Origin of the sequence: Bacillus sp. AG4(2022) (assembly GCF_031844465.1) — a bacterium.
GTDB classification, from domain to species: domain Bacteria; phylum Bacillota; class Bacilli; order Bacillales; family Cytobacillaceae; genus Bacillus_AB; species Bacillus_AB infantis.
In genome coordinates this window covers 248,779-270,290 of the sequence record NZ_JAUZVH010000004.1, presented here as the reverse complement: position 1 = coordinate 270,290, position 21,512 = coordinate 248,779, and the positions used below count along the sequence as shown (strand labels likewise).

The 21,512-nt window shown below is 47.8% G+C and carries 18 protein-coding genes; 6 read left to right on the top strand and 12 right to left on the bottom strand.

The genetic code is table 11. The features are described from left to right. Positions 1–154: 154 nt before the first annotated feature. The 3 genes from ybaK to Q9R36_RS13040 form a co-directional block, all read right to left on the bottom strand. Positions 155–631, bottom strand: coding sequence for a Cys-tRNA(Pro) deacylase (ybaK, locus tag Q9R36_RS13050; RefSeq protein ID WP_311225287.1), 477 nt, complete (start codon positions 629–631; stop codon positions 155–157). A gap of 136 nt (positions 632–767) precedes the next feature. Continuing rightward, positions 768–2,426, bottom strand: a complete 1,659-nt coding sequence (locus Q9R36_RS13045) for a glycoside hydrolase family 13 protein (RefSeq protein ID WP_311225286.1) — start codon at positions 2,424–2,426, stop codon at positions 768–770. A gap of 204 nt (positions 2,427–2,630) precedes the next feature. Continuing rightward, positions 2,631–3,092: a hypothetical protein gene (locus Q9R36_RS13040; protein WP_257992770.1), complete on the bottom strand. Its 462-nt coding sequence runs from the start codon at positions 3,090–3,092 to the stop codon at positions 2,631–2,633. A gap of 182 nt (positions 3,093–3,274) precedes the next feature. Here Q9R36_RS13040 and Q9R36_RS13035 point away from each other — a divergent pair, with 182 nt between their 5' ends. Next, positions 3,275–3,997, top strand: coding sequence for a class I SAM-dependent methyltransferase (locus tag Q9R36_RS13035; RefSeq protein ID WP_311225285.1), 723 nt, complete (start codon positions 3,275–3,277; stop codon positions 3,995–3,997). Between the two features lie 149 nt (positions 3,998–4,146). On the opposite strand, the gene Q9R36_RS13030 is transcribed toward Q9R36_RS13035, so the two are convergent. The 3 genes from Q9R36_RS13030 to Q9R36_RS13020 all read right to left on the bottom strand — a co-directional run bounded on the left by Q9R36_RS13030 (position 4,147) and on the right by Q9R36_RS13020 (position 7,138). Continuing rightward, a complete protein-coding gene (locus tag Q9R36_RS13030) occupies positions 4,147–5,049 on the bottom strand; it encodes an NAD(P)/FAD-dependent oxidoreductase (protein ID WP_311225284.1) in 903 nt (300 codons plus the stop codon). Between the two features lie 287 nt (positions 5,050–5,336). Further along, positions 5,337–5,945, bottom strand: coding sequence for a hypothetical protein (locus tag Q9R36_RS13025; RefSeq protein WP_311225283.1), 609 nt, complete (start codon positions 5,943–5,945; stop codon positions 5,337–5,339). A gap of 14 nt (positions 5,946–5,959) precedes the next feature. Further along, positions 5,960–7,138, bottom strand: coding sequence for a ParM/StbA family protein (locus Q9R36_RS13020; protein WP_311225282.1), 1,179 nt, complete (start codon positions 7,136–7,138; stop codon positions 5,960–5,962). 450 nt (positions 7,139–7,588) lie between these two features. Here Q9R36_RS13020 and Q9R36_RS13015 point away from each other — a divergent pair, with 450 nt between their 5' ends. From Q9R36_RS13015 to Q9R36_RS13000, 4 genes are all read left to right on the top strand, one after another. Then, complete coding sequence (locus Q9R36_RS13015) at positions 7,589–9,241, top strand: M20/M25/M40 family metallo-hydrolase (RefSeq protein WP_311225401.1); 1,653 nt, start codon at positions 7,589–7,591, stop codon at positions 9,239–9,241. A 45-nt stretch (positions 9,242–9,286) separates the two neighbouring features. Continuing rightward, on the top strand, positions 9,287–9,670 hold the full coding sequence (locus tag Q9R36_RS13010; protein WP_311225281.1) for a VOC family protein: 384 nt from the start codon (positions 9,287–9,289) through the stop codon (positions 9,668–9,670). Positions 9,671–10,356: 686 nt separating this feature from the next. Continuing rightward, the gene (gene pepT / locus Q9R36_RS13005) at positions 10,357–11,589 is read left to right on the top strand and encodes a peptidase T (RefSeq protein ID WP_311225280.1); all 1,233 of its coding nucleotides are present in this window, start codon (positions 10,357–10,359) and stop codon (positions 11,587–11,589) included. A gap of 191 nt (positions 11,590–11,780) precedes the next feature. Then, a complete protein-coding gene (locus tag Q9R36_RS13000; protein ID WP_311225279.1) occupies positions 11,781–13,301 on the top strand; it encodes a UDP-N-acetylmuramoyl-L-alanyl-D-glutamate--2,6-diaminopimelate ligase in 1,521 nt (506 codons plus the stop codon). Between the two features lie 96 nt (positions 13,302–13,397). On the opposite strand, the gene Q9R36_RS12995 is transcribed toward Q9R36_RS13000, so the two are convergent. Beyond that, positions 13,398–15,182 (bottom strand): S9 family peptidase, encoded by a 1,785-nt coding sequence (locus Q9R36_RS12995; RefSeq protein WP_311225278.1) that lies wholly within the window; start codon positions 15,180–15,182, stop codon positions 13,398–13,400. Positions 15,183–15,339: 157 nt separating this feature from the next. On the opposite strand from Q9R36_RS12995, the gene Q9R36_RS12990 reads away from it, so the two are divergent. Next, positions 15,340–16,239 (top strand): PhzF family phenazine biosynthesis protein, encoded by a 900-nt coding sequence (locus Q9R36_RS12990; protein ID WP_311225277.1) that lies wholly within the window; start codon positions 15,340–15,342, stop codon positions 16,237–16,239. A gap of 13 nt (positions 16,240–16,252) precedes the next feature. Here Q9R36_RS12990 and Q9R36_RS12985 read toward each other — a convergent pair whose 3' ends face one another. The 5 genes from Q9R36_RS12985 to mglB all read right to left on the bottom strand — a co-directional run bounded on the left by Q9R36_RS12985 (position 16,253) and on the right by mglB (position 21,401). Beyond that, positions 16,253–17,242 carry a glycosyltransferase family 2 protein gene (locus tag Q9R36_RS12985; protein ID WP_311225276.1) on the bottom strand — a complete coding sequence of 330 codons (990 nt, stop codon included), beginning with the start codon at positions 17,240–17,242 and terminating at the stop codon, positions 16,253–16,255. A 121-nt stretch (positions 17,243–17,363) separates the two neighbouring features. Then, a complete protein-coding gene (locus Q9R36_RS12980) occupies positions 17,364–17,555 on the bottom strand; it encodes a hypothetical protein (RefSeq protein WP_257992779.1) in 192 nt (63 codons plus the stop codon). Between the two features lie 77 nt (positions 17,556–17,632). Then, positions 17,633–18,652 carry a galactose/methyl galactoside ABC transporter permease MglC gene (gene mglC, locus Q9R36_RS12975; protein WP_257992780.1) on the bottom strand — a complete coding sequence of 340 codons (1,020 nt, stop codon included), beginning with the start codon at positions 18,650–18,652 and terminating at the stop codon, positions 17,633–17,635. A gap of 12 nt (positions 18,653–18,664) precedes the next feature. Continuing rightward, positions 18,665–20,167: a galactose/methyl galactoside ABC transporter ATP-binding protein MglA gene (gene mglA / locus Q9R36_RS12970; RefSeq protein ID WP_224901849.1), complete on the bottom strand. Its 1,503-nt coding sequence runs from the start codon at positions 20,165–20,167 to the stop codon at positions 18,665–18,667. Positions 20,168–20,339: 172 nt separating this feature from the next. Then, positions 20,340–21,401 (bottom strand): galactose/glucose ABC transporter substrate-binding protein MglB, encoded by a 1,062-nt coding sequence (gene mglB, locus Q9R36_RS12965; RefSeq protein ID WP_311225275.1) that lies wholly within the window; start codon positions 21,399–21,401, stop codon positions 20,340–20,342. Positions 21,402–21,512 lie beyond the last annotated feature (111 nt).

Here is a 21,512-nt window from a genome sequence, read left to right as displayed (position 1 = left end):
TTTCAGTTGATTGCTGAATGGTCCTGCCTTTTTACTGTATGCTGGGACGGCCGTATGGGTGAACGCCTATGTACAGAAATTTGCTGCTAGTGGATGTACTTTTTTGGAGGACAAAACAAATAGCCCCATGCGCTGCAGGGGCCTTTAGGTGCTGCTATTCTTTTACAAGTTCCTTCCATTCGGCTTTAATCAGTTCCTTCAATCCTTCAGGCGAAAGTTCAATCTGAAGGCCGATCTTCCCGCCGCTGACGATAATGCTTTCAAGCTGCTCCCCCTGTGAATCAATAAAGGTGGGGTACAGCTTTTTCATGCCGACAGGCGAACAGCCGCCGCGGATATAGCCTGTGAGCTTCTGAATATCCTTCACCGGCACCATTTCCACCTTTTTCTCGCCTGCTGCTTTGGCAGCTTTTTTGAGATCGAGCTCTGCACCAACCGGAATGATGAAAACATAGACATTCTTGCCGGCTTGGGCAACAAGTGTTTTATAGACCTGTTCGGGGTCCCTGCCGATTTTCCCGGCAACCGAAACGCCGTCAATCTTGCCGTCCTTGCTGTCATACGCTAAAGAACTGTACTCCATCTTTGCTGCATCCAGCAGCCTCATTGCATTCGTTTTTCCCTGAGCCATTGCTTTTCCCTCCTGGAGCGTTTTTCCTTTATAGTAGCATTTCCAATAGGTTCCAGGCACCTATGAAACAGTAAAAACCCTTCCCGTTTTGGGAAGGGTTTTTTGGAAACTGGTCTATAGGTGGTATAGGTGCCTGTCACCCAATACGGTATACCCGCGCTTCGTAAGGCTTCAGGGTAACGCTTTTCCCTTCCGCTTCTGCTGCCGGATAGTTGTTTAGGAGCAGGTTTTCCGGTTTTAAGGCGAAATCGCTTGTAAAAATGGCTTCTTTTGCGGACAGATTGGTGATGACGATGACCTGATCGTCTTCTGATGTGCGTCTATAGGCATAGATCTGCTTGTCATCTTCAAGCAGCAGGTCATATTGTCCATAGGTAAAGACTTCATTGGCCTTTTTCAAAGTGATCATTTTTTTATAGAAAGACAGGATGGACTTTTCATCTTTTTCCTGCATTTCAACATTGATGTCTGTGTAATTGCTGTTCACTTTCATCCAAGGGCTGCCGCTGCTGAAGCCGGCATTGGCTGTGCTGTTCCACTGCATCGGTGTCCGGCTGTTGTCACGGGATGAGGCCCAGATGATCTCCATGATTTCCTGGTGGCTCTTGCCTTCTTCTGTTTTAAGCTTGTAAAGATTCTTTACGGCCACATCGTCATAATCATCAATGGAAGGGAACTGGACATTCGTCATCCCGATCTCCTGGCCCTGGTAGATAAAAGGCGTCCCCTGCATTAGGAAATACATCGCAGCCATCGAGGTGGCGCTTTCCCGCCAGAACTCCTGGTCATTGCCCCATGTCGATACAACACGCGGCTTATCATGGTTTTCAATGAATAATGCATTCCAGCCATCTTTTTCAAGGCCCTTCTGCCAGCGGGTCAGCACTTTTTTCAGCTCGACAATATCCAGCTCAGGATTTGTTTCCGCATCCCACAGACCAAGGTGCTCAAACTGGAAGATCATATCCATCTTTCCGTTTTCAGAGCCTACCCATAAGTCTGCTTCGTCCACGGTGACGCCGTTTGCTTCGCCGACAGACATGCTGTCATAGTTTGCATACGTCTTTTCCTTGAACTCCTGAAGGAACTCATGGATGCCTTCCTGGTTCATATGCATATCAAAGGAAGAAACATATTTCTTATTTTCCGGATTCGGCAGGTCAGGCATGCCGGGGCGTTTCTTGATATGGCTGATGGCATCGATCCTGAAACCATCGATTCCTTTTTCCAGCCACCAGTTCACAACATCATAAAGCGCCTCGCGGACATCGCTGTTCTCCCAGTTTAAGTCCGGCTGCCTTCTTGAGAATACATGGAGGAAATATTGCTGAGTCAATTCATCCCATTCCCATGCAGAGCCTCCGAAAATACTTTCCCAGTTATTCGGTTCAGCACCCTGTTTGCTGTCCCGCCAAATGTACCAGTCCCGCTTTGGCGAGGTTTCGGAAGAACGTGATTCTATGAACCATGGATGCTCATCACTCGTATGATTGAGGACCAGATCAATGATCAGCTTCATGTCCCGCTGATGGACCTCTTCGAGCAGCCTGTCGAAATCGGCCATCGTTCCGAAATCCTCCATGATGTCCTGATAATCGGAGATATCATAGCCGTTGTCATCATTCGGCGATTTATAGACAGGACAAATCCAGATCACATCGATGCCAAGATCCTTTACATAATCAAGCCTTTCAATGATTCCCTGAAGATCGCCGATTCCATCTCCATTTGAATCCTGAAAGCTGCGGGGATATATTTGATAGCCTACTGCTTCTTTCCACCAGATTTTTTTCATATGAACACCCTCAAGTAATTAATGTTTGTATGCGCAAACGTTTGCATTGATGAGCAAAAAAAAACTGCATACATCTATATGTAGTGTAACGCTTACATAGAATTTAATCAATACGAAAGTGAAGCGCCAGCATAGGAAAATATGACCCTTTGATAATAGAATGGACAATTCAGCAAAAAACCGGCCATCCTCCTGGATGCCGGTCTACACAGCTTCAGCGGCTTCTGCCTCAAGCAGCTCCATATAGGGCTGAAGCGAATGATATATGATGGTTTTTACAAAAGCGATATTAATATGCCCCAATAGTTTTTCTGCAAATTCCCAAGCGTTTTCTTCAATACGGAGAGCAAGCTGGTTTCTTTCCAGCGAGGTGGCTGCAAGGTCAAAACGGTCTGCAAGCTCCCCGAGCTCCCGATCTTCGGCATGGCCGATTTCATGTGCGCAAACGACTGCAAAATAATCTTCAAAATGGTCAAGCGAGGAAAAAATCTGCTGACACTGCTTTTTAATTTCCTCGATATATAATGTAATGGTATGGGTCCCCATGCTGTATTTTCCACCCGCAAGACGGTTTCCCCCGAAATAATCCTCCAAAACGACAACGGCCGTGCTTCCTGCTTTTTCAAGAAGCTCATCAACGATTGGTTCAAGCCTTTTATTCGCCATTCTTACACCTTTCTTTGCAAATAAGCTAATAATCCATCACAGCGAAAGAAAGGGAAACAAATCCTTTACCCCATTAACTCTGTAATGAAACATTATCTTACCATTATTTTTGTGACTTTGCACCCTTTTTATCCATATACTGTATGGCACAGGCAGAACGGAACAGGAGGGATACCGGAAACATGAAGCCATCATATCAGGATGCCCTTGCTTTTTTCGGAATGGGCGGCGCTCACCCGGGCGGTTTGGCTTTGACGAAAAAAGTTTTGGGAATGGAACAGCTCTCAGGCAAGGAAAAGGTGCTTGATGCAGGCTGCGGCACAGGGCAGACAGCTGCCTTTATAGCCAAATCCTTCAAATGCCAGGTAACAGCGATCGACCGCCATCCACTGATGATTGGCCAGGCAAAGAAAAGATTTGCCCAGGAAGGCCTGGCAGTCAATGCCCTTAGGGAAAATATCGAGAATCTATCTTTTGCTGATAATAGCTTTGACTATATTATCGCCGAATCTGTCATTATTTTTACCAGCATTGAAAAATCTTTGAAAGAAATTAAACGGGTCCTTAAGCCAGGCGGTATATTCCTTGACCTCGAAATGACGGCTGAGGAGCCATTGAATCCTCAGGAGAAAAACCAAATACAGAGTGTATACAGCATCAAGCGCCTGCTGACAGAGGGAGAATGGCTGCAGACTTATACATCAGAAGGTTTCCGGTCCCCAAGGACGGTAGCGGCCAACTCCATTTATACTGAAATCATCAGCTCGCCGTGGGATCAGCAGCCTGAAATCGCCAACCCTCACCTTGTCAATCCGAAATACGAGCATATACTGATTGAGCACCAAAAGCTGCTGGCCATCTATGCCGAGCGACTGGGATACCGGGTATACCGGATGCAAAAATAGACGTGATTATACAATCTATGCATGAAGCTGGCATTGTATGTATAGTGTCCACCCAGGAAGCACAGTGGCGGCCGGGCTGTTCATTATAATGAACACACAATCATAAAGAGACCCCCGCCTTTTGCATAGCAGGGGTCTTTATTCATTATTTACTTTTCTTCCGCCAGAATGGACTTATGGATCCAAATCGCCGCCTGGGATCCGTCTCCCATCGCAATGGTCACTTGTTCTGAATGGGCAACCACATCTCCCGCCGCCCATACGTTCTTGACATTGGTCATCTTGGAACGAGGATTTACGTTTATATGCTTGTTTTCAAGCCTTTCCACTCCAAGCTGCTTTGCCAGGTCTGACTTGACTTCATTTCCTCCAAAAGCTGTGAAGCCCCGCTCCCCCATAACCTTCCGGCCATTTTCAAGCAGAAATCCCTGGATGTTCGCCCCGTCAGCTATGGCTTCCGCGATTGGTTCTTCCATATATTCAATATTCAGTTCGCGCAATTTCCCCATCAGCTCCGGGCTGACTTCCTTTTTCTCATGATTGATAAAAACTAATTCGTCTGTCCAGTAGGAAAGCGTTACAGCCATATTGGCCCCAGGATTGCCAGAGCCGATTACAATCGTCCTTTTATCTTTCACCTCATAGCCGTCGCAGTCTGGACATACATACACACTGACGCCGAGCGTTGGATAAAGGTTCGGGAATTCCGGGATCCTGTCCATTACCCCCGTTGATAACAGCAGCCTTTTGGACTCCAGCTGTCCGCCGTCCTCAAGGGTAATTTTAAACCCGCTTCCCTCTTTCTCCGCCTTCTCTGCTTTTCCCAGCTTAAATTCCACTCCAAGCTTTTCTGCATGAGACCGCCCGATGTCCCTGAGCTCCTGGCCGCTAACCCCATCAGGATACCCAAGGATATTATGATAGCTTTTGCAGATGGTCGACCGTCCATGGTTTGAGTCCACAACCAGCACCTTGTGTTTATACCTTCCCAATTGAATCGCAGCCTGCAGGCCCGCAATCCCTCCGCCGATGATGATGCAATCGTATGTCATTCTATGGCCTCCTTGCGCCTTTTAGGTATTTATAGGTAATTTACCCGTATTAGGGTTCTATTAACGCACGTAAATGCTATTTTGCCTGATGCTGCAAAGAAACGAGACCTATAATCCTGCTGACAGCCTCCATTGCCAGAGTGTACAAAGGAGAAATGAGCAAAGAAGATTTAAACGATTGGGTAGGGGAGTTAGTTGATTAGATAAGGGCAACTTTTGCTCTCATTACCAGCGTCCTATAGGAAAAAAGAGACAGGCCAGTTAGTGCGCCTGTCTCTTTCTTCATCCTATTTATTCATATGAGCAAGAAAATCGCCAAGAAGGTCTTCCATGCTTTCTTCTTCCTGGTCCTCGTTTTCAGCCGAACGGTCTATTTGTACACTTGACCAATCAATATCATCCAGATCATCATCAGCACCATCTGTGAACGCAGGTATTTCTTCCTCTTCTTCCTGCACAGAAGGGGAGGGAGGAGGGACATCCGCCTGGTAGACCGGCTTCTCTTCACTTTCCTTCCGCTCCTGCAGATAAAGGGCTTCGTCAATATCGGTCGATTTGCTGTTCAAGCTGGCAAGCAGCGCAGCAGACCGCACCGGATCTGTGATCAGCTGGTAGATGATACTGCCGAGAAGCGCTTCTGAGTGCTCGTGCTTTAGCCAGTCGCGCTGCATCTTGCTGAGCGCCTTCGGCAGCGGAATCGTAACGGTTTCCTGTTCCTGTTTGACTGATTGGCTGACACCCTGCATGACATAGTCGGCAATCCTGCTGGAAAAATTCCTTTTTTCAGCCTCTTTAAGCTTTTGCAGCTGTTTAACTAAGTATTCCGGGGTATCAGAAGGTACACGAAACGCAATCGTCTGGCCTCTTTCGATCCCCTTGGATGAAGATTTTGTCATGTTACCACCTTATTTTATGCTTTTACTGGCTTCTTCTCATCCTGCTTGTCCGGCTTGGATGTTCTCTTCAAATGGTCGGCAACGAGCTTGTAATACGCGTTTGCCATCATCCAGATGCTCTCTTTTTCATCCTCAAAGAAGTCGATATTATATCCATCAAGGTTGTTGTTCAGTGATTTGATATATTCCTTCAGTACAGCAGATCCTCCGCCGACGAAGTAGCAGATCTCTGTCTGCGAATTTTTCTGCCAGACATTGCGGAGCAGGCGGTATTGCTTTTTGGCCAGGTCGAACAGAATGCGGTCAGTGATGTCATGGACGCTTGTCCTGCTTCCTTTGACCATGATATGGTTGCGGTCATTTTTCTTGGTGATGATCTCCACCACATCGCGGCGGCTGTCCAGCTCAACACCATGCTTGGATCTGATTTCCTCACGGATCATTTCCAGTGATTCCGATACGCCCAGGTTAAAGCCCTGTGCCTTGTCATCATCAACCGTACGGTTTTTGATCACAGCGATATCAGTGGAGAGGCCCCCGATATCCTGGATTAGGATGCGCTTGTCGATCAGTTCTTTATTGATGATGTTCAGGTCGTTATCCATCACAAGATTGATGAATGCCGCGAAGCCTTCCGGATAAACCTTAACATCGCTGAATTTCAGATTGACTTTGATGCCCTGGTATTTAGGAGTGACCAGGAATTCTACCTGATGCACTGATCCAAGCAGCTTTGAACGGTAGCCCGCATCTTTCCCTTCCTTCACTTCACGGAGAGGGAGCCCTGTGCCCAGGATGTAATTAGTATCGATAATATTGTTATTTTTCGGGAACAAACCAGCGTTTTCTTCCCTTACCGCATCAAGGGCAAGTGAAACGAAAAGCATGACAAGCGTCTGGTCTTCCTCGGATTTACTGCTGCCGGGATCGAGCTCGGAAGCATTGTCGCTTTTAGTCGCCAGTGTTCCTACACGATAGATTGCATTATTGTCTTTTAATGCTGGGGAATGAACTTTAACATGAATCCCGTCCAATGGTTCTTTGCTGTCTAATTCTTCTATGCCGATTACCGGTCTGTCCGCAACATCCCTCGCAATGACATTCGGTATATTTAGTTCATAATCCAATTTTCCGAATAAGGCTTTAAGCGAATCATTGCCTACGTCTACTGCTGCTATTCTCGGGTTTTTCAAATCTACCATTCCTTTCACATTGTACCTTGCTTATCGTACAAGCAATTATCTTAAGCTTAATTAATATTTGGCAAATATTCAATGAGTTTCATATAAAGTAATATAAATGATAGATTGTAAACATTACGCAAACTTTATCTTATTTTCAAAAATCCTTGTCATATCAGTATCTAAACATATCTGTAAACTTGTAAACATTTTTATAAACATTAAGTATACAATTTGTTTGCAAGTTTACATTATCGTTTTCATTTGTAAACATATACGCAAACAAGTAAACTAATTTGTTTGCAATCCATTTTATTCCTTTTTCTTCTTGAAAATCTATTGGTCTCCTCCCCTTCCAGGAACTTTAAACAGTTAAAAAACAGTCCCCTTGACGACCGTTCCAAAAATAGGATAATTTTAATACATTAACAGTTTACTAGATAAAAGGAGAGCTTGATGAAGATGCTTAATTGCCGCGAAGAAACTTTGGCCTTTACGAAACAGCTGGTCAATATCGAAAGCATAGTAAATACAAATGGCGAGAAGGTGATTGCCCATTCTTTATATACACTCTTATCCTCGTTCCCCTATTTTGCGGAGAACAGTGGACAGCTCGTTATAGAGCAGACGATAGATGATGAATTGGAACGGTATAATGTACTGGCTTCTGTGAAAGGAACTAAAAGAAAAAACAGCCGCACAGTCATTCTGATGGGACATTTGGATACTGTCGGAATTGATGATTTCAATCAGCTCCGTGATGCAGCATGCGACCCGGATCAGCTTGCAGACCTGTTCAGGAATGAAGAACTCCCTTCCGGAGCAAAGGAACAGCTTGAATCCGGCGACTGGATGTTTGGCAGAGGTGTGCTTGATATGAAGAGCGGGCTTGCAAGCCATCTCTATCTTTTAAAGTACTATTCTGAGCATCCGGAAGAATTAGAAGGAAATCTCGTCTTCCTTGCAGAATGTGATGAAGAGGACGGTTCACATGGAGTCCTGTCTGCTTTGAAGACCTTGAAGAAATGGAAGGATGAGCATAAGTTCCATTATGCTGCAGCCATCAATGCTGACTTTGTCTCCCCCCGATTTGAGGGAGATACAAACCGGTATATCTACAAAGGAACGGTTGGGAAGCTCCTCCCCTCCTTCTTCATAACAGGCGCTGAAACACATGTTGGCTCCTGCTTTGAAGGTCTGGATCCGAATTTCCTTGCTGCTGAACTGACAAGGCAGATCAGCTATAATCCGGAACTGAGCAATGAAGCGCTTGGGGAAACAACAGTTCCCCCGGTATCTCTAAAGCAGACCGACCTCAAGCCTTCCTATACAGTCCAGACGGCACTGAGTGCTTATGTCTACTATAATTTCTTCATTCATTCATGGTCACCAAAGGAAGTATTGGAGAAGCTGAAGGAGCAAGCCTATATCGCCTTCAATAGCGCCCTCTCTTCCTTTGAACAGCGGAACCGGCAATTTGCCGAAATGAGCGGAGAACCATATGCCGAGCTGCCCTGGCAGCCGCGTGTCTACACATATGAGGAGATGCACAGGATGCTGGTGGATGAGCATGGGCAAGCCTATACTGACCATATGGACGGCTTCAAAGAAGAATTGCTCCTTGATAACACTTTGGATACAAGAATGTATGCAGCTCGAGTCGTGGAAGAAGCATGGAAGTGGATGAAGGATAAGAGCCCGGCGATGATTCTTTTCTACTCTTCTTTATACTCGCCGAGAATTGAGCTTTCCGGACAGACGGAGGATGAAAGAAGGCTTATTGAAGCTTTGGATCAGGCGGTGGAAGAAATCCAGCCTTCCTATCCTCACCCAATCATCGCCAAGAACTTTTTCCCTTATATATCTGACATGAGCTTTATCGCACTCAGCGATGATGAAGCTGGTATCAGTGCTGTATCTGACAATAACCCTGGATGGGGCACAAAGCATTATGTGGAATACAGTGATATCCGCGAACTGAATGTGCCTGTCATCAATATAGGGCCATACGGGCTAGATGCACACAAGAAACTGGAGCGCATGGAAATGAAATATTCACTTGAGATTGTCCCTAACCTGACAAACCGGGTGATACAGCAGGTACTAAAAGGCTAGGTTTCCTGGGAAATGATTGCAAAATAATAGTGAGGAGATGTTTTCATGGCAGGAAAAAGAATCGACCATGTAGGAGTAATAGTTAAAAATATAGAGAAATCAATAGAGTTTTATACCAACACTGTCGGCATGGAGCTGAAGGCTGAGGTTCCCCATTCAAACGGTGTCATTAAGCTTGCATTCCTTGGCTTCAGCGGGAATGAAGAGACTGAGCTGGAGCTGATTCATGGCTATAATGACCAGCTCCCTGAAGAAGGGACGGTCCATCATTTTGCGGTCAGCACCGATGATGTAGAAGGAGAATTCACCCGGCTCAAAGAGCTGGGGGCTGAACTAATAGATCAGGAGATCACCATCCTACCGAATGGCTACAAGTATTTCTTCTTTTACGGGCCTGACAGGGAATGGATTGAATTCTTTCAGCGGTAAAATTAATTACAGAACGGGCTGAGACCATACGGCATTAGTCGCATTTTCATAAAATGAACAGCCTAATTATTGATGCAAACCTGCCCAACTAATTTTAGGAGCCCTGTTGATTGGAGTGCAAGGCACGTAGACTCCTCATAAAATGCATGCGCATTTTTCTCGTGCGAAGAAATATCGAGGAAGAGGATTCAACGTCCTGCGGGATCGCAGCGGCAATGCTGAGACCCCGCAAGAGCTTGCTCTGAGGAGGCTCAGCGTCGCCCCGCGGAAAGCGAAGTGCCTGGAACGCAAATCAACAGCCCCATTATTGAGGCAAACTTGCCCAGCTATTTATAGGAGCCCTGTTGATTGGAGTGCAAGGCACGCAGACTCCTCATAAAATGCATGCGCATTTTTCTCGTGCGAAGAAATATCGAGGAAGAGGATTCAACGTCCTGCGGGATCGCAGCGGCAATGCTGAGACCCCGCAAGAGCTTGCTCTGAGGAGGCTCAGCGTCGCCCCGCGGAAAGCGAAGTGCCTGGAACGCAAATCAACAGCCCCATAATCAAACAAAACAATCTTAGGAAGCTTCACCGTTTCCTTCGTCTACAACCCCGGCACAAAAGTTCTGCTTTTGTGCCTTTTTTTATTCGCTTCCCGAAACAAAAATGATATGATGAAAGAAAAAAAGCTTGGAGTGATTCTGATGAAAAAAGACCTGATTGAACGCCTGGTTTCGTATGCAAAAATGGACACACAGTCAGACGATAACAGCACCACCTGCCCTTCCACCCCTGGACAGCTGGACCTTGGCAAGAAGCTTGTAGACGAGCTCAAAGCCATTGGCATGGGGGATGCAGCAATGGACGACAACGGCTATGTCATGGCCACTCTCCCTTCCAATACAGAAAAGCAGGTTCCTGTCATCGGCTTCCTTGCCCATGTGGATACAGCAACCGATTTTACCGGCAAAAACGTCAACCCGCAGATTACTGAAAATTATGATGGCAGGGATATTGTCCTGAACGAATCTTTACATATTACGCTTTCGCCGAAAGATTTCCCAAGCCTAGAGCAGTATAAGGGCCATACACTGATTACGACTGATGGCACTACCCTTCTCGGGGCTGACAATAAGGCAGGAATCGCTGAGATCATGACGGCGATGGAATACCTCATCAAGCACCCGGAAATCAAGCATGGAGCGATAAGGGTCGCTTTTACACCAGATGAGGAAATCGGCAGAGGCCCGCACAAATTTGATGTGGAAGCCTTCAATGCCACCTATGCATACACAATGGACGGAGGGCCGCTCGGTGAACTTCAGTATGAAAGCTTCAGTGCAGCGGGAGCCAAGATCACCGTTAACGGCACCAATATCCACCCTGGCTCTGCCAAAGGAAAAATGGTCAATAGCATCAAAATTGCGATGGAGCTGCAAAACAGCCTGCCGCAGGAACAGGCACCTGAACTGACTGAAGGCTATGAAGGCTTCTTCCACCTCGGCTCATTCAAAGGGGACGTGGAAAAGACAGAGATGAGCTATATTATCCGTGATTTTGACCGTACGGAATTTGAACATAAAAAAGACCTGCTTGAAAAAGCCGTTGCCACATTGCAGGAGAAATACGGAAAAGAGCGCATCCAGCTTGAGCTTAAGGACCAGTACTATAACATGAAAGAGAAAATCGAGCCTGTCATCGAGATTGTCGACATTGCCGGAGAGGCAATGAAAAAGCTTGATATCGAGCCGCAAATCCTTCCGATCAGGGGCGGCACGGACGGCTCCCAGCTTTCCTATATGGGGCTTCCGACGCCCAATATTTTCACAGGCGGCGAAAACTACCACGGGAAATATGAATATATTTCAGTTGATAATATGGAAAAAGCAGCGAATGTCATCATAGAAATCGCAAAGCTGTTTGAAGAGAAAGCATAATGTCAGGGGCGGAGATTTAATCTTCGCCTTTTTTTCTGCCTCTAATATCCTGAATTACCGGAGCACATTCATAAGGTACATTTTTTCAATTGAATGTGTAAATACTTTTAGTATGGGTATAGGTATATGGCGCATTGTCGAAAAATGTGCCAATTCAGGCTTTTAATACAGGGGGTTTAAATACCAGCACTATGGACATCTACTTTGAGCAATATGGTCAGCTGAACATCAGGCAGAGATGGGGCAGCCCCAGCCAAAAAATAAATAGCATCACATATGATTCCCGCAATGCAGGCCCTCAATCGGTCTTTGTCTGCATGGGCGGCGAAAATCATGACGGCCATACATTCCTGGAAGAAGCCATTGCAAAGGGCGCAGCTGTCCTTGCAGGCGAGAATGCTGCCATTCTAGAGGAATTCAGCGAAAACTTCCCGCAGCTTACCTTTCTTCAAACGGAAGATGCACGGGCTTTCCTTGCCCAATTATCGATTATATTCCATGGAAGGATCCATGAAAAAATACATACTGTCGGCATTACCGGCACTAACGGCAAAACGACTGTTGCGGCCTTTGTGAAATCACTGATGACGGCACTCGGCATCCCCTCCGGTTCGATTGGCACCAACGGGGTGCTCTCGTCCAAGGGCCCGGTCAGCTTTGTCCAGTCCACACCGACTACTCCTGAGGCGAGCGACCTGCATGCCATTTTTGCTGATTTCGCCAAGCGCGGAGACCAGCTCGCCGCCATGGAGGTCTCTTCCGTTGCCATTGAGCAGCAGCGGACCGCCGGCATTAACTTTGATGTGGCTATTCATACGAATCTGTCGCCAGAGCATCTTGAATTCCATAAAACCTTTGAGAATTATAAGCAGGCAAAGCTGAAGCTGTTCCGCCAGGCGAAGCGGGCCGTCGTAAACCTTGATGACGAAGGGATGGGCGCTGACATCATCAAGGACTTCCAGGGCAGCCTTCTCACCTACAGCCTGAAAAAGGATTCTGCTGCCGATGTAAAAGCTTCCAACATCAGAGTGACAAATGATGGAACAAGCTTTGAATTGAAGCTTGGGAATGACTCTTATATTGTTCGGACGCCTGTGTTTGGCAGCTATAATGTGGCAAACCTCCTATCAGCCATCTGTACGGCCATGCACCTTGGCTTTACGATCGGACAGATCATTGAGGCTCTCCCGCGCGTAGAGAATCCGTCAGGGCGCTTTGAAGTGCTGAAGGAATTCGGCCGGAGGAAGATTATCATTGACTACGCACATACGCCGGTCGCCCTCAAAAGTCTGCTGAAGGAAGCGAAAAAGCTGCCGCATAAGCGACTTATTGTGATGATTACAGGAATCGGGATCAGGGATAAGGAAAAAATGCCGCAAATGGCAAAGGCTGTTGAGAACCAGGCAGACCAGGTAATCGTATCGGTCGACCATCCCGGCTTCCTCGACCCCTGGGAAGTGGTCGGCCACGTGATGAAAGGCTTTTCCAAGCCCCATGCCGGGAATATCCTGCAGGAGCCGACTCGGAGGGACGGCGTCCTTGCAGCATTATCTGTCAGCGATGAAGATGATTTAATTCTTCTCACAAGCGGCTGCATCAATGGAGCCCAGATTGTAAAAGGCGAGAAAATACCTCATTCGGACAAGGAGATTATCCAGGAATTCTTCCGGAACTTTGAAGAGAGTGAAGAGCTTGAACGCTTTGAAGCGTGAGGACAGGCAGGCCGTGGGCTTGCCTGTTTTCTTTTGGGTTGGCGGCAGCAAAAAAGCCGGAAAGCGCACACACAGTGTGTACTTTCCGGCAAAGCCTTATTGAATAAAACCGTCAAAGAACTCCAGAACTTTGCGGTAGACTTTAATTTCATTGTCTTTTTTCGAAAAGCCGTGGCCTTCGTCGTCGAGGACCATGTATTCAACTTCCCTCCCCTTCTCCTGAAGCGCAGCTACGATCTTGTCGGATTCCGCTTTGACAACACGCGGGTCTTTAGCTCCCTGGATGACGAGCATCGGCTTTGTCATTGTATCAAGATAGGTGATCGGCGAGTACTCGATCAGCTTTTCCTTGTCTTTGACCGGATCGCCGACCCATTGGTTCATGACAGGCTTCCAGTGCTCAGGAACCGATTCGATGAAGCTGAACAGGTCGCTCGGACCGAAGATATCCACAACAGCTTTAAAATACTCAGGATGCCTGCCGTGCAGGAGCAGGGCCATATAACCGCCGTAGCTTCCTCCCATCAGCAGGAGCTTCTCCCGCTCTGCATAGCCGTTCTTGATGAGCCATTCAAGCCCTTCAACATTATCCAGGCGCGGGCCATAGCCCCAGTCGCCTTCGACCATTTTCATATAAGAGAGCCCGTAGCCCGAGGAGCCCCTGAAATTCGGTGCAAAGATGCTGTAGCCCCTGTGGACAAGGAACTGGAACAGAGAGCGGAAAGAAGCCCTTTCTGCTGCCTGAGGCCCGCCGTGCGGCCAGAGGATGACATGTCCGTTGCTGTTTTCCTCCTTGGCCCTGAAGAAGAGCGCCTCGATCTCAAGTCCGTCGTACGATGGATAGTGCAGGATTTCAGGTTCTGCCATTTCCTCTTCACTGACGCCAGGCACACGATTATTGGTCAGCTGTGTCCATTCGCCCTTTTCATATTTATAAAGATTAGGAGGAGTGACTGCAGACCTGCCTAGCAGATAAAGGTTTCCGGACTCTGCCACTGACAGCCCGTCGATGGTGCTCGCAGGGAGCTCCAGCTGCTCCGCCTTGCCTTCCTCAAGCCCATAGCGGTAGAGGTGGTCCTCTGCTCCTTTTTGGCTGCTGATATACAGGGTGTGGCCCTTTTTATCATATTTCAGCCCTGAAAAGTCTTCCCCGTCGAGTGAAAGGATTTTTGTGAATTCGTTTGTTTCCAGATTGAATTTAGCTAAATAGGATAAGTCCTCTTTATAGTTGGTTACAAGATAGATATCGTTTTCCGAAGTAAAAACAGCATCAGTGACTGTATGCTGCGGCTCTGCCTCAGGCGTCAGCAGAACCTCCTTCTCGCCATCCCAGGCATAGGCAAGAGAGTATGTATTCGCGAACATCCTGCCAAAGACAAAGCGCTTCTCATCAGGGCTTTTGGCTGTCAGGAAGGTGGCCGCATCCCGGCCGTGAAGCAGGACCTTTTCTTCTCCCGTCTCCATATTATAGGCGTACGCCTTCAAAAAGGTGGCATCTTCCTTGCTGGACGTATAATAAAGTGTCTTTCCATCCTTAGAGGCGATCAGTCCCATATGCCGGGCATTTTCGTGTGTGCGGATAGGCTTTAATTCGCCGCCATTCCTCGGCAGAGCATAGACCTGGCCGTTTTCGTCGCCGTCCGAGTCGATGACAGCAAGCAGGAAGCGCCCTTCCTTATCATATTCTATCTCCTGGCAGCTTTGGTTCTGGAAGCTTAATGGATAAGGAAACTGGTTTGGCAGATCCATCGCCCATAGATTGTATTTCCCGTTCAGGTTTGTGCTGAACACCAGCTGCGATTCATCCGGGCTTACAGCAAATGTCTGGATCCCAAAGGTCTGGAAAAAATATTCAACATCCGGTTTGGAAAAAGACAGCATTCTAGTTTTCCCCCTTCTTCTCTGTTTTCACTAGATTCGGCAGTGATTCTGTATAATAGATTTGCCGGCATCTCTATCCTATTCGGGAAGAAAGGCCGGAATCCCTATCTTTTTGCAAGAATTTTCTTGAAAATAGGAAAAGAAGGAGGAGTTTTTGTTGAAAAATATCAAATTTTATCAGGTCGATGCCTTTACTGATCAGGCATTTGGCGGCAATCCTGCCGGTGTGGTTCCGGAAGCCGCAATCCTGGAGGAAGAAGAGATGCAGCTGGCAGCTCGTGAATTCAATCTGTCTGAAACTGCTTTTCTATCTCCTTCCGGCAGCGAAAATGCCGATTTCAGGGTCCGCTATTTTACGCCTTCCTGCGAGATCGATTTCTGCGGCCATGCGACCTTGAGCGCCGCCTGGATCATGGCGTCCGAATCAGATTGGCTCAAGCACAGCAGGGAAATCCGTTTTGAGACCAACATTGGCATCGTGCCGGTTACTTTTCAAACAGACGGAGGAAAGCTCCTTTCTGCAGAAATGACTCAAATATCACCGAAACTAAAAGAAATAGAATATGTCCTGGATGATCTGTGCAGGATGATCGGCGTATCTTCTGCCGACATTGACGAGCGTTATCCTGTCAGGCTGGGGTATACAGGGAACTGGCATCTGCTTGTCCCCTTGAAGACCAGGGAAGCAATCGATCAGGCAGCACCACAGTTCGATCTGGTGGAGGAGCATAACCGCCGGCTGGGGATCAGCACGACGCATTTGTTTACTTTTGATGCTAAGGGCATGGAATATGACGTCTACACAAGGGATTTTGCTCCTGCTGCGGGCATCAGGGAAGATCCTGTCACAGGCTCCGCGAATGGCGCCCTCGTTGGATATTTAATGCTCGAGCGTATTCTTGAACGTGGAAGAAGCCACAAGCTGGTCATAGGCCAGGGGCATGCAGCCGGCAGGCCGGGACTGCTTGAAGCGGGCGTCAGCTCCGATGGGGAGAATATCCGGATTACAGTTGGCGGAAGGGCAGTAACGGTAATCTCCGGGATGCTGGCCTTTTAAGAATCCCTCCACCCTAAGCCTGGACTGACTCCAGGCCGGAGAGAGCCTTCAGCCTCTCCAGATCCCCTCGCTTCACTAGGAAAAGGAAGGCCCTCATGTTGAGCGGCAGAAGCTTTTCTGTTTTCTCGTCTACCCAGCTGTATAAAAATTGGTTCAGTTCACTGAGCCAGCGGACCTTTTCATCGAGGCCCATTTGAGAGCCGGCAAACAGGATGCTTCTTCCGGTTGTCAGCTCTTTCTTTAAATATTTTGCTTTTAACAGATTCCGTTTCTCTTCATTCTCGGCATAGCGGTGGATGACCTTCACAGATTCTTCAAGCGTTTTATAATAGTCCCGCGGCTGGACCTGGATGACGCTCGCATGCTGCTTATCTTTATGATTGACCACATAATAGCATGGATAATCCGCTACGATTGAAATGCCGCGTGCCAGGACATAGGCCTTTACCATGAATGGCTGGTCCTCTGCTGTGCAGATCCCTACCGGGAAGGTGATATCATGATCAAGCAGAAAGCGGCGGCGGAACATTTTTGTAGGGCCGATCGCTTCGAGCACATTTGATTCATACACATTGGTGAACGGCTCATTCGCTGCAAACATCGACTTGGCCACCCATCGCCCATTCACTCCTGTGAATTTTCCTACAATAATGTCAGAATGGTTGTCATTCCCCATCTTGTACATCCGCTCCAGCGCCTCCGGACCCAGATAATCATCCGCATCCACGAAAAAGATAAACTCTCCGCGGGCTTGTTTCATAATTGTATTGCGCGGTGCTCCAGGCCCTCCAGTGTTTTCCTGATGGATGACCTTAATATTGGGATATGAGCTTGCGTATCGGTCCAGCACGATTCCGGAGCTGTCGGTCGACCCATCATTCACCAGGATGATTTCAATGCTCTCCTGCTCCATAGACTGATGCAGGATCGACTCCAGGCAAGTACTGATATGATTGGCAGAATTGTAGACCGGTATCCCGACAGTCACTTTGATTTGGCTCATATTGGCCTCCCCCTTTACTATATATGTATAGTTTTTTACATCTTTTCCCTCCTTCATCTTATCTCCAAACTGGAATATATCGGAAAAGACTCCTTTAAAATTAAGCACACAAAAAAAGGACCTACTTTTTAGGCAGGTCCAAGGCTTGATAAGCAGTCTGATATTTTCCCCCGTCTGCAACCTCTGAGTGGTACAAGGCTTTTAGAGCGAAGTTTTTTTCAAGCATATGCTCTTTTTCGAGCTCTTTTAAACGCAGCTGCAGTTCTTTGTTCTGCTTGACCAGCTGCTTCATTTGCGATTTCAGAAATTTCATGGTCTGAGCTCCTTTTGCCGGATATGTCTGGCAAGTATAGCACAGGGTGGCGTAAATGAGAAACGCAGCTTGGCAGCTTATTTCTTTTTCGCATGCTTTCTCATGTCAAAGGCTACAGCGACAATGATAATGGCGCCTTTGACGATGAATTGGATATAAGGGCTGACGCCAAGGAAAGCGAGTCCGTAGTTGATGATCTGGAAAATCAGTACGCCGGTGATGACGCCCGGCACGGTGCCGATCCCGCCGGATAAAGATACCCCGCCGACAACACAGGCTGCGATGGCATCGAGTTCATACATATTTCCTGTATTATTCGTAGCACTTCCTACACGCCCGGCTTCAAGGGTGCCGGAGAAGCCATAGAGAAGGCCTGCGATCAGATAGATCAGGATGATATTCCTTGCCACGTTGACGCCTGAAACCTTTGCTGCCTCAGGATTTCCGCCGATTGCGTACATATTTTTCCCAAGCTGGGTCTTGTTCCAAATCACCCAGATGATGAGGGAAACAACAGCAGCATAAATGACAAGGTATGGCAGTTCATACTGGCCGATCGGGATTCCCCTCTGGGCGAATGTTGTGAAGCTCTGGCTCAGTCCGCCGATTGGCTGGGCGCCGTATGGCGGGCGGTCAAAGTAGATCGAAGTGACGCCGTAGACGCCGATCATCATGCCAAGGGTGGCAATGAACGGCGGTACATGGAACTTGGAAACAATGACACCATTGAGCGCCCCGAACAGACCTGTGACCGCCATGGCAATCAGGATCGGCACGATGATCGGCAGCTCAGCAAGATTCGGATACATTTTATAAGCATAATCAGAAGCCTGCAGCATTGATGCTGACACAACAGCAGCGAGGCCGACAAGCCTTCCCGCTGACAGGTCTGTCCCTGCAGTGATCAGAATGCCTGCTACCCCGAGCGCAATGATGATCCTGGATGAAGACTGGCTCAGGATATTGATAAAGTTCGTGATTGATAGAAAGTCAGGTGACGCGATGATGATCCCGATGACAAGCAGGACCAGTACGACATATATGACATTGTCGACGAGCCATTTGGCTGCATCGAATCTTTTTTCCGCTTTGTTCATGTGTGTTTCCTCCTAGTACATCGCAGCGAGCCGCATGATTTCTTCCTGTGAGGCTTCTGCAGTATCCAGTATCCCAGCCAGTTTCCCGTTGCTCATGACCATGATCCGGTCACTCACGCCCAGCAGCTCGGGCATTTCGGATGAGATGAAAATGATCCCCTTGCCTTCTGCCGCCAGTTCGCTGATCAGCTGGTATATTTCAAATTTGGCTCCGACATCGATTCCCCGCGTCGGTTCATCCAACAGCAGGATTTCAGGCCTTGTGAGGAGCCAGCGGCCGATGATGACCTTCTGCTGGTTCCCTCCGGACAAGCTGCCGATGGATGTTTTCTGCGACGGTGTCCGGACATTCATGCTGTCTATGACCCATTTGGTATCCTCTGCCACCTTGCCGTCTGAAAGGAAGATGCCTTTCCTGTATTTCTTCAGATTGGCAATGATAGAGTTGAAGCTGATGCTCAATTCCGGGAAGATGCCGGTAGATCTTCTTTCCTCTGTAACGAGTGCAAAGCCGTTCTTGATGGCATGCTGCGGGGAATGGTTGTGGACTTCCTTCCCGTGAAGCTCAACCTTTCCTGACTTCACGCCCCTCATGCCAAACAGTGCTTCCACCACCTCGGTCCGCTTTGAGCCGACCAGCCCGGCGATGCCAAGGATTTCTCCCTTTCTCAGTTCGAAGCCGATATCAGAGAAAGAATGCTTTGCCTCCGCTGTGAGGCCGGAAACCTTTAAAATAACCTCTCCCGGCTTGTTCACCTTTTCCGGGAACCGCTGTGACAAATCGCGTCCGACCATGAGGCGGATGATTTCATCTGTTGTCAGCTCCTCGGCGCTCTTTGTCGCGATATACTGTCCATCGCGCATGATCGTCACTTCATCGGATATCTGGAGGATTTCCTCCATTTTGTGGGATATATAGATAATGGCTACATTTTCACTTTGCAGCTTTTTGATGATCTTAAATAAATGATTTACTTCTTTTTCTGTCAGTGATGAGGTCGGTTCGTCCATGACGATGATTTTGGACTGGTAGGAAACCGCCTTGGCGATCTCAACCATCTGCATTTCTGAAACCGAGAGAGAGCTCACCTTGCTGGACGGATCGATGCGGATGTCCAGGCTTTTAAAAATGGCTGCCGTATCTTCATACATCTTTTTCTCATCAATGAAGATGCCTTTCTTCGGGTAGCGGCCAAGCCAGATATTATCCATGACATTCTGCTGGCGCACCTGGTTGAGCTCCTGGTGGACCATGGAGACCCCGCTTTCCAGCGCCTGCTTCGAGCTGGCAAAGGCTACCTCCCGGCCTTCGAGGAGGATCTGTCCCTCGTCCATTGAATAGATGCCGAAAAGGCATTTCATCAAAGTTGATTTGCCTGCTCCATTTTCCCCCATCAGCGCATGCACTGTCCCTGCCCTTACCTTGAGGGAGACGTTGTTCAGGGCGATGACCCCGGGGAATCTTTTTGTTAGATTTTTCATTTCCAGCAGCACTGCTCCGTTTGTTTCCGGCATGAGTGCACCTCCTTGCTTGCCCTTCTGCATGTGCCGGCACTGCCTGTTATGGCTGTTTCATCTGACCGGCTATTTTTTGGAAAACAATGAGAGACCCGCACAGCAAGCCCCCCATTGTTGGAAAAACTCTTTTTATCTATTGTTCTGCTGCCATAAAATTGAGGCGAAGTTCTTACTTGTAAGCATTCTTGCCGACATCAATGTTATCTTTCGTCACTTCTACGTAAGGAACGCGGACGGCTTTGGCTTCGTCAAGTTCCCATTCTGTTCCGTCAAGCACGTCTTTGCCATTTGCAGCGTTGACTGCAAGCTGGACGGTCGCTTTCCCTTGGTTCTGTGCATCGTTCAGGACCGTTCCGACCATTTTGCCGTTTTCGATCATATCCAATGCTTCCGGAATAGCGTCGACGCCTACGACAGGCATGAATTTATCTCCGGAGAAATAGCCTGCTTTTTCAAGAGAAGCAATTGCCCCGAGTGCCATGCCGTCATTGTTGGCGATGACGAATTCAATCTGGTCGCTGTATTTTGCCAGCCAGGCATCCATTTTTTCGGTTGCCTTCGTTGCATCCCACATACCTGTATCCATTGCCAGTTCTTCTGTTTCAATGCCGATGCCCTTGACTGTGTCAATCGCATATTTGGTGCGGGCTTCGGCATCCGGGTGGCCTGGCTCGCCTTTCAGGAGCACATACTGGATTTTGCCGTCTCCATTTTTATCCCATGCCGCTTCATTCGCTTCCCACTGCTTTGCAATCAGTTCACCCTGGATCACACCTGATTCGGAAGAAGTCGTTCCGACATAGTACGCTCTGTCATAACCATTCATGACCGCTGCATCCGGCTCTTTGTTAAAGAAGATAACCGGCAGGTCCTTTGCTTTTGCTTTATCAATAACAGTCTGTGCCGCTTTTGGATCAACCAGGTTGATGGCCAGAGACTTTGCTCCTTTGGCGATCAGTGTATCGACTTGTTCGATCTGCTTTGCCTGGTCATTTTGGGAGTCATTGAGCATCAGGTTAGCCTGATCCTTTGCAGAATCCTCCATTGCGCGGCGCACATAGGACATAAAGTTATCATCAAATTTGTAGATTGTTGCCCCGACAGCCGGAAGGCCGTCCTCCTTGCCTGAATCCCCTGATCCGCCAGTCGAATCGCTGCTGCAGCCAGCAGCCAGCATGATGCTTGATGCAACCGTAAGTGATAAAAGCAAACCTTTTTTCTTTTTCGCCATTTTCCCAATCCCCTTTTGGTTTTAGTTTGTAAGCCCTTACAAATATAGTAGCAGGAGAGTAGGAGATTTATATTTGGAATAACTAGCATTAAATTGTGATTTTCTAGATTA

Coding starts and splice junctions, on each gene's coding strand:
- ybaK (WP_311225287.1), bottom strand. CDS start 631: ATGGCTCAGGGAAAAACGAATGCAATGAGGCTGCTGGATGCAGCAAAG.
- Q9R36_RS13045 (WP_311225286.1), bottom strand. CDS start 2,426: ATGAAAAAAATCTGGTGGAAAGAAGCAGTAGGCTATCAAATATATCCC.
- Q9R36_RS13040 (WP_257992770.1), bottom strand. CDS start 3,092: ATGGCGAATAAAAGGCTTGAACCAATCGTTGATGAGCTTCTTGAAAAA.
- Q9R36_RS13035 (WP_311225285.1), top strand. CDS start 3,275: ATGAAGCCATCATATCAGGATGCCCTTGCTTTTTTCGGAATGGGCGGC.
- Q9R36_RS13030 (WP_311225284.1), bottom strand. CDS start 5,049: ATGACATACGATTGCATCATCATCGGCGGAGGGATTGCGGGCCTGCAG.
- Q9R36_RS13025 (WP_311225283.1), bottom strand. CDS start 5,945: ATGACAAAATCTTCATCCAAGGGGATCGAAAGAGGCCAGACGATTGCG.
- Q9R36_RS13015 (WP_311225401.1), top strand. CDS start 7,589: ATGCTTAATTGCCGCGAAGAAACTTTGGCCTTTACGAAACAGCTGGTC.
- Q9R36_RS13010 (WP_311225281.1), top strand. CDS start 9,287: ATGGCAGGAAAAAGAATCGACCATGTAGGAGTAATAGTTAAAAATATA.
- pepT (WP_311225280.1), top strand. CDS start 10,357: ATGAAAAAAGACCTGATTGAACGCCTGGTTTCGTATGCAAAAATGGAC.
- Q9R36_RS13000 (WP_311225279.1), top strand. CDS start 11,781: ATGGACATCTACTTTGAGCAATATGGTCAGCTGAACATCAGGCAGAGA.
- Q9R36_RS12995 (WP_311225278.1), bottom strand. CDS start 15,182: ATGCTGTCTTTTTCCAAACCGGATGTTGAATATTTTTTCCAGACCTTT.
- Q9R36_RS12985 (WP_311225276.1), bottom strand. CDS start 17,242: ATGAGCCAAATCAAAGTGACTGTCGGGATACCGGTCTACAATTCTGCC.
- Q9R36_RS12980 (WP_257992779.1), bottom strand. CDS start 17,555: ATGAAATTTCTGAAATCGCAAATGAAGCAGCTGGTCAAGCAGAACAAA.
- mglC (WP_257992780.1), bottom strand. CDS start 18,652: ATGAACAAAGCGGAAAAAAGATTCGATGCAGCCAAATGGCTCGTCGAC.
- mglA (WP_224901849.1), bottom strand. CDS start 20,167: ATGCCGGAAACAAACGGAGCAGTGCTGCTGGAAATGAAAAATCTAACA.
- mglB (WP_311225275.1), bottom strand. CDS start 21,401: ATGGCGAAAAAGAAAAAAGGTTTGCTTTTATCACTTACGGTTGCATCA.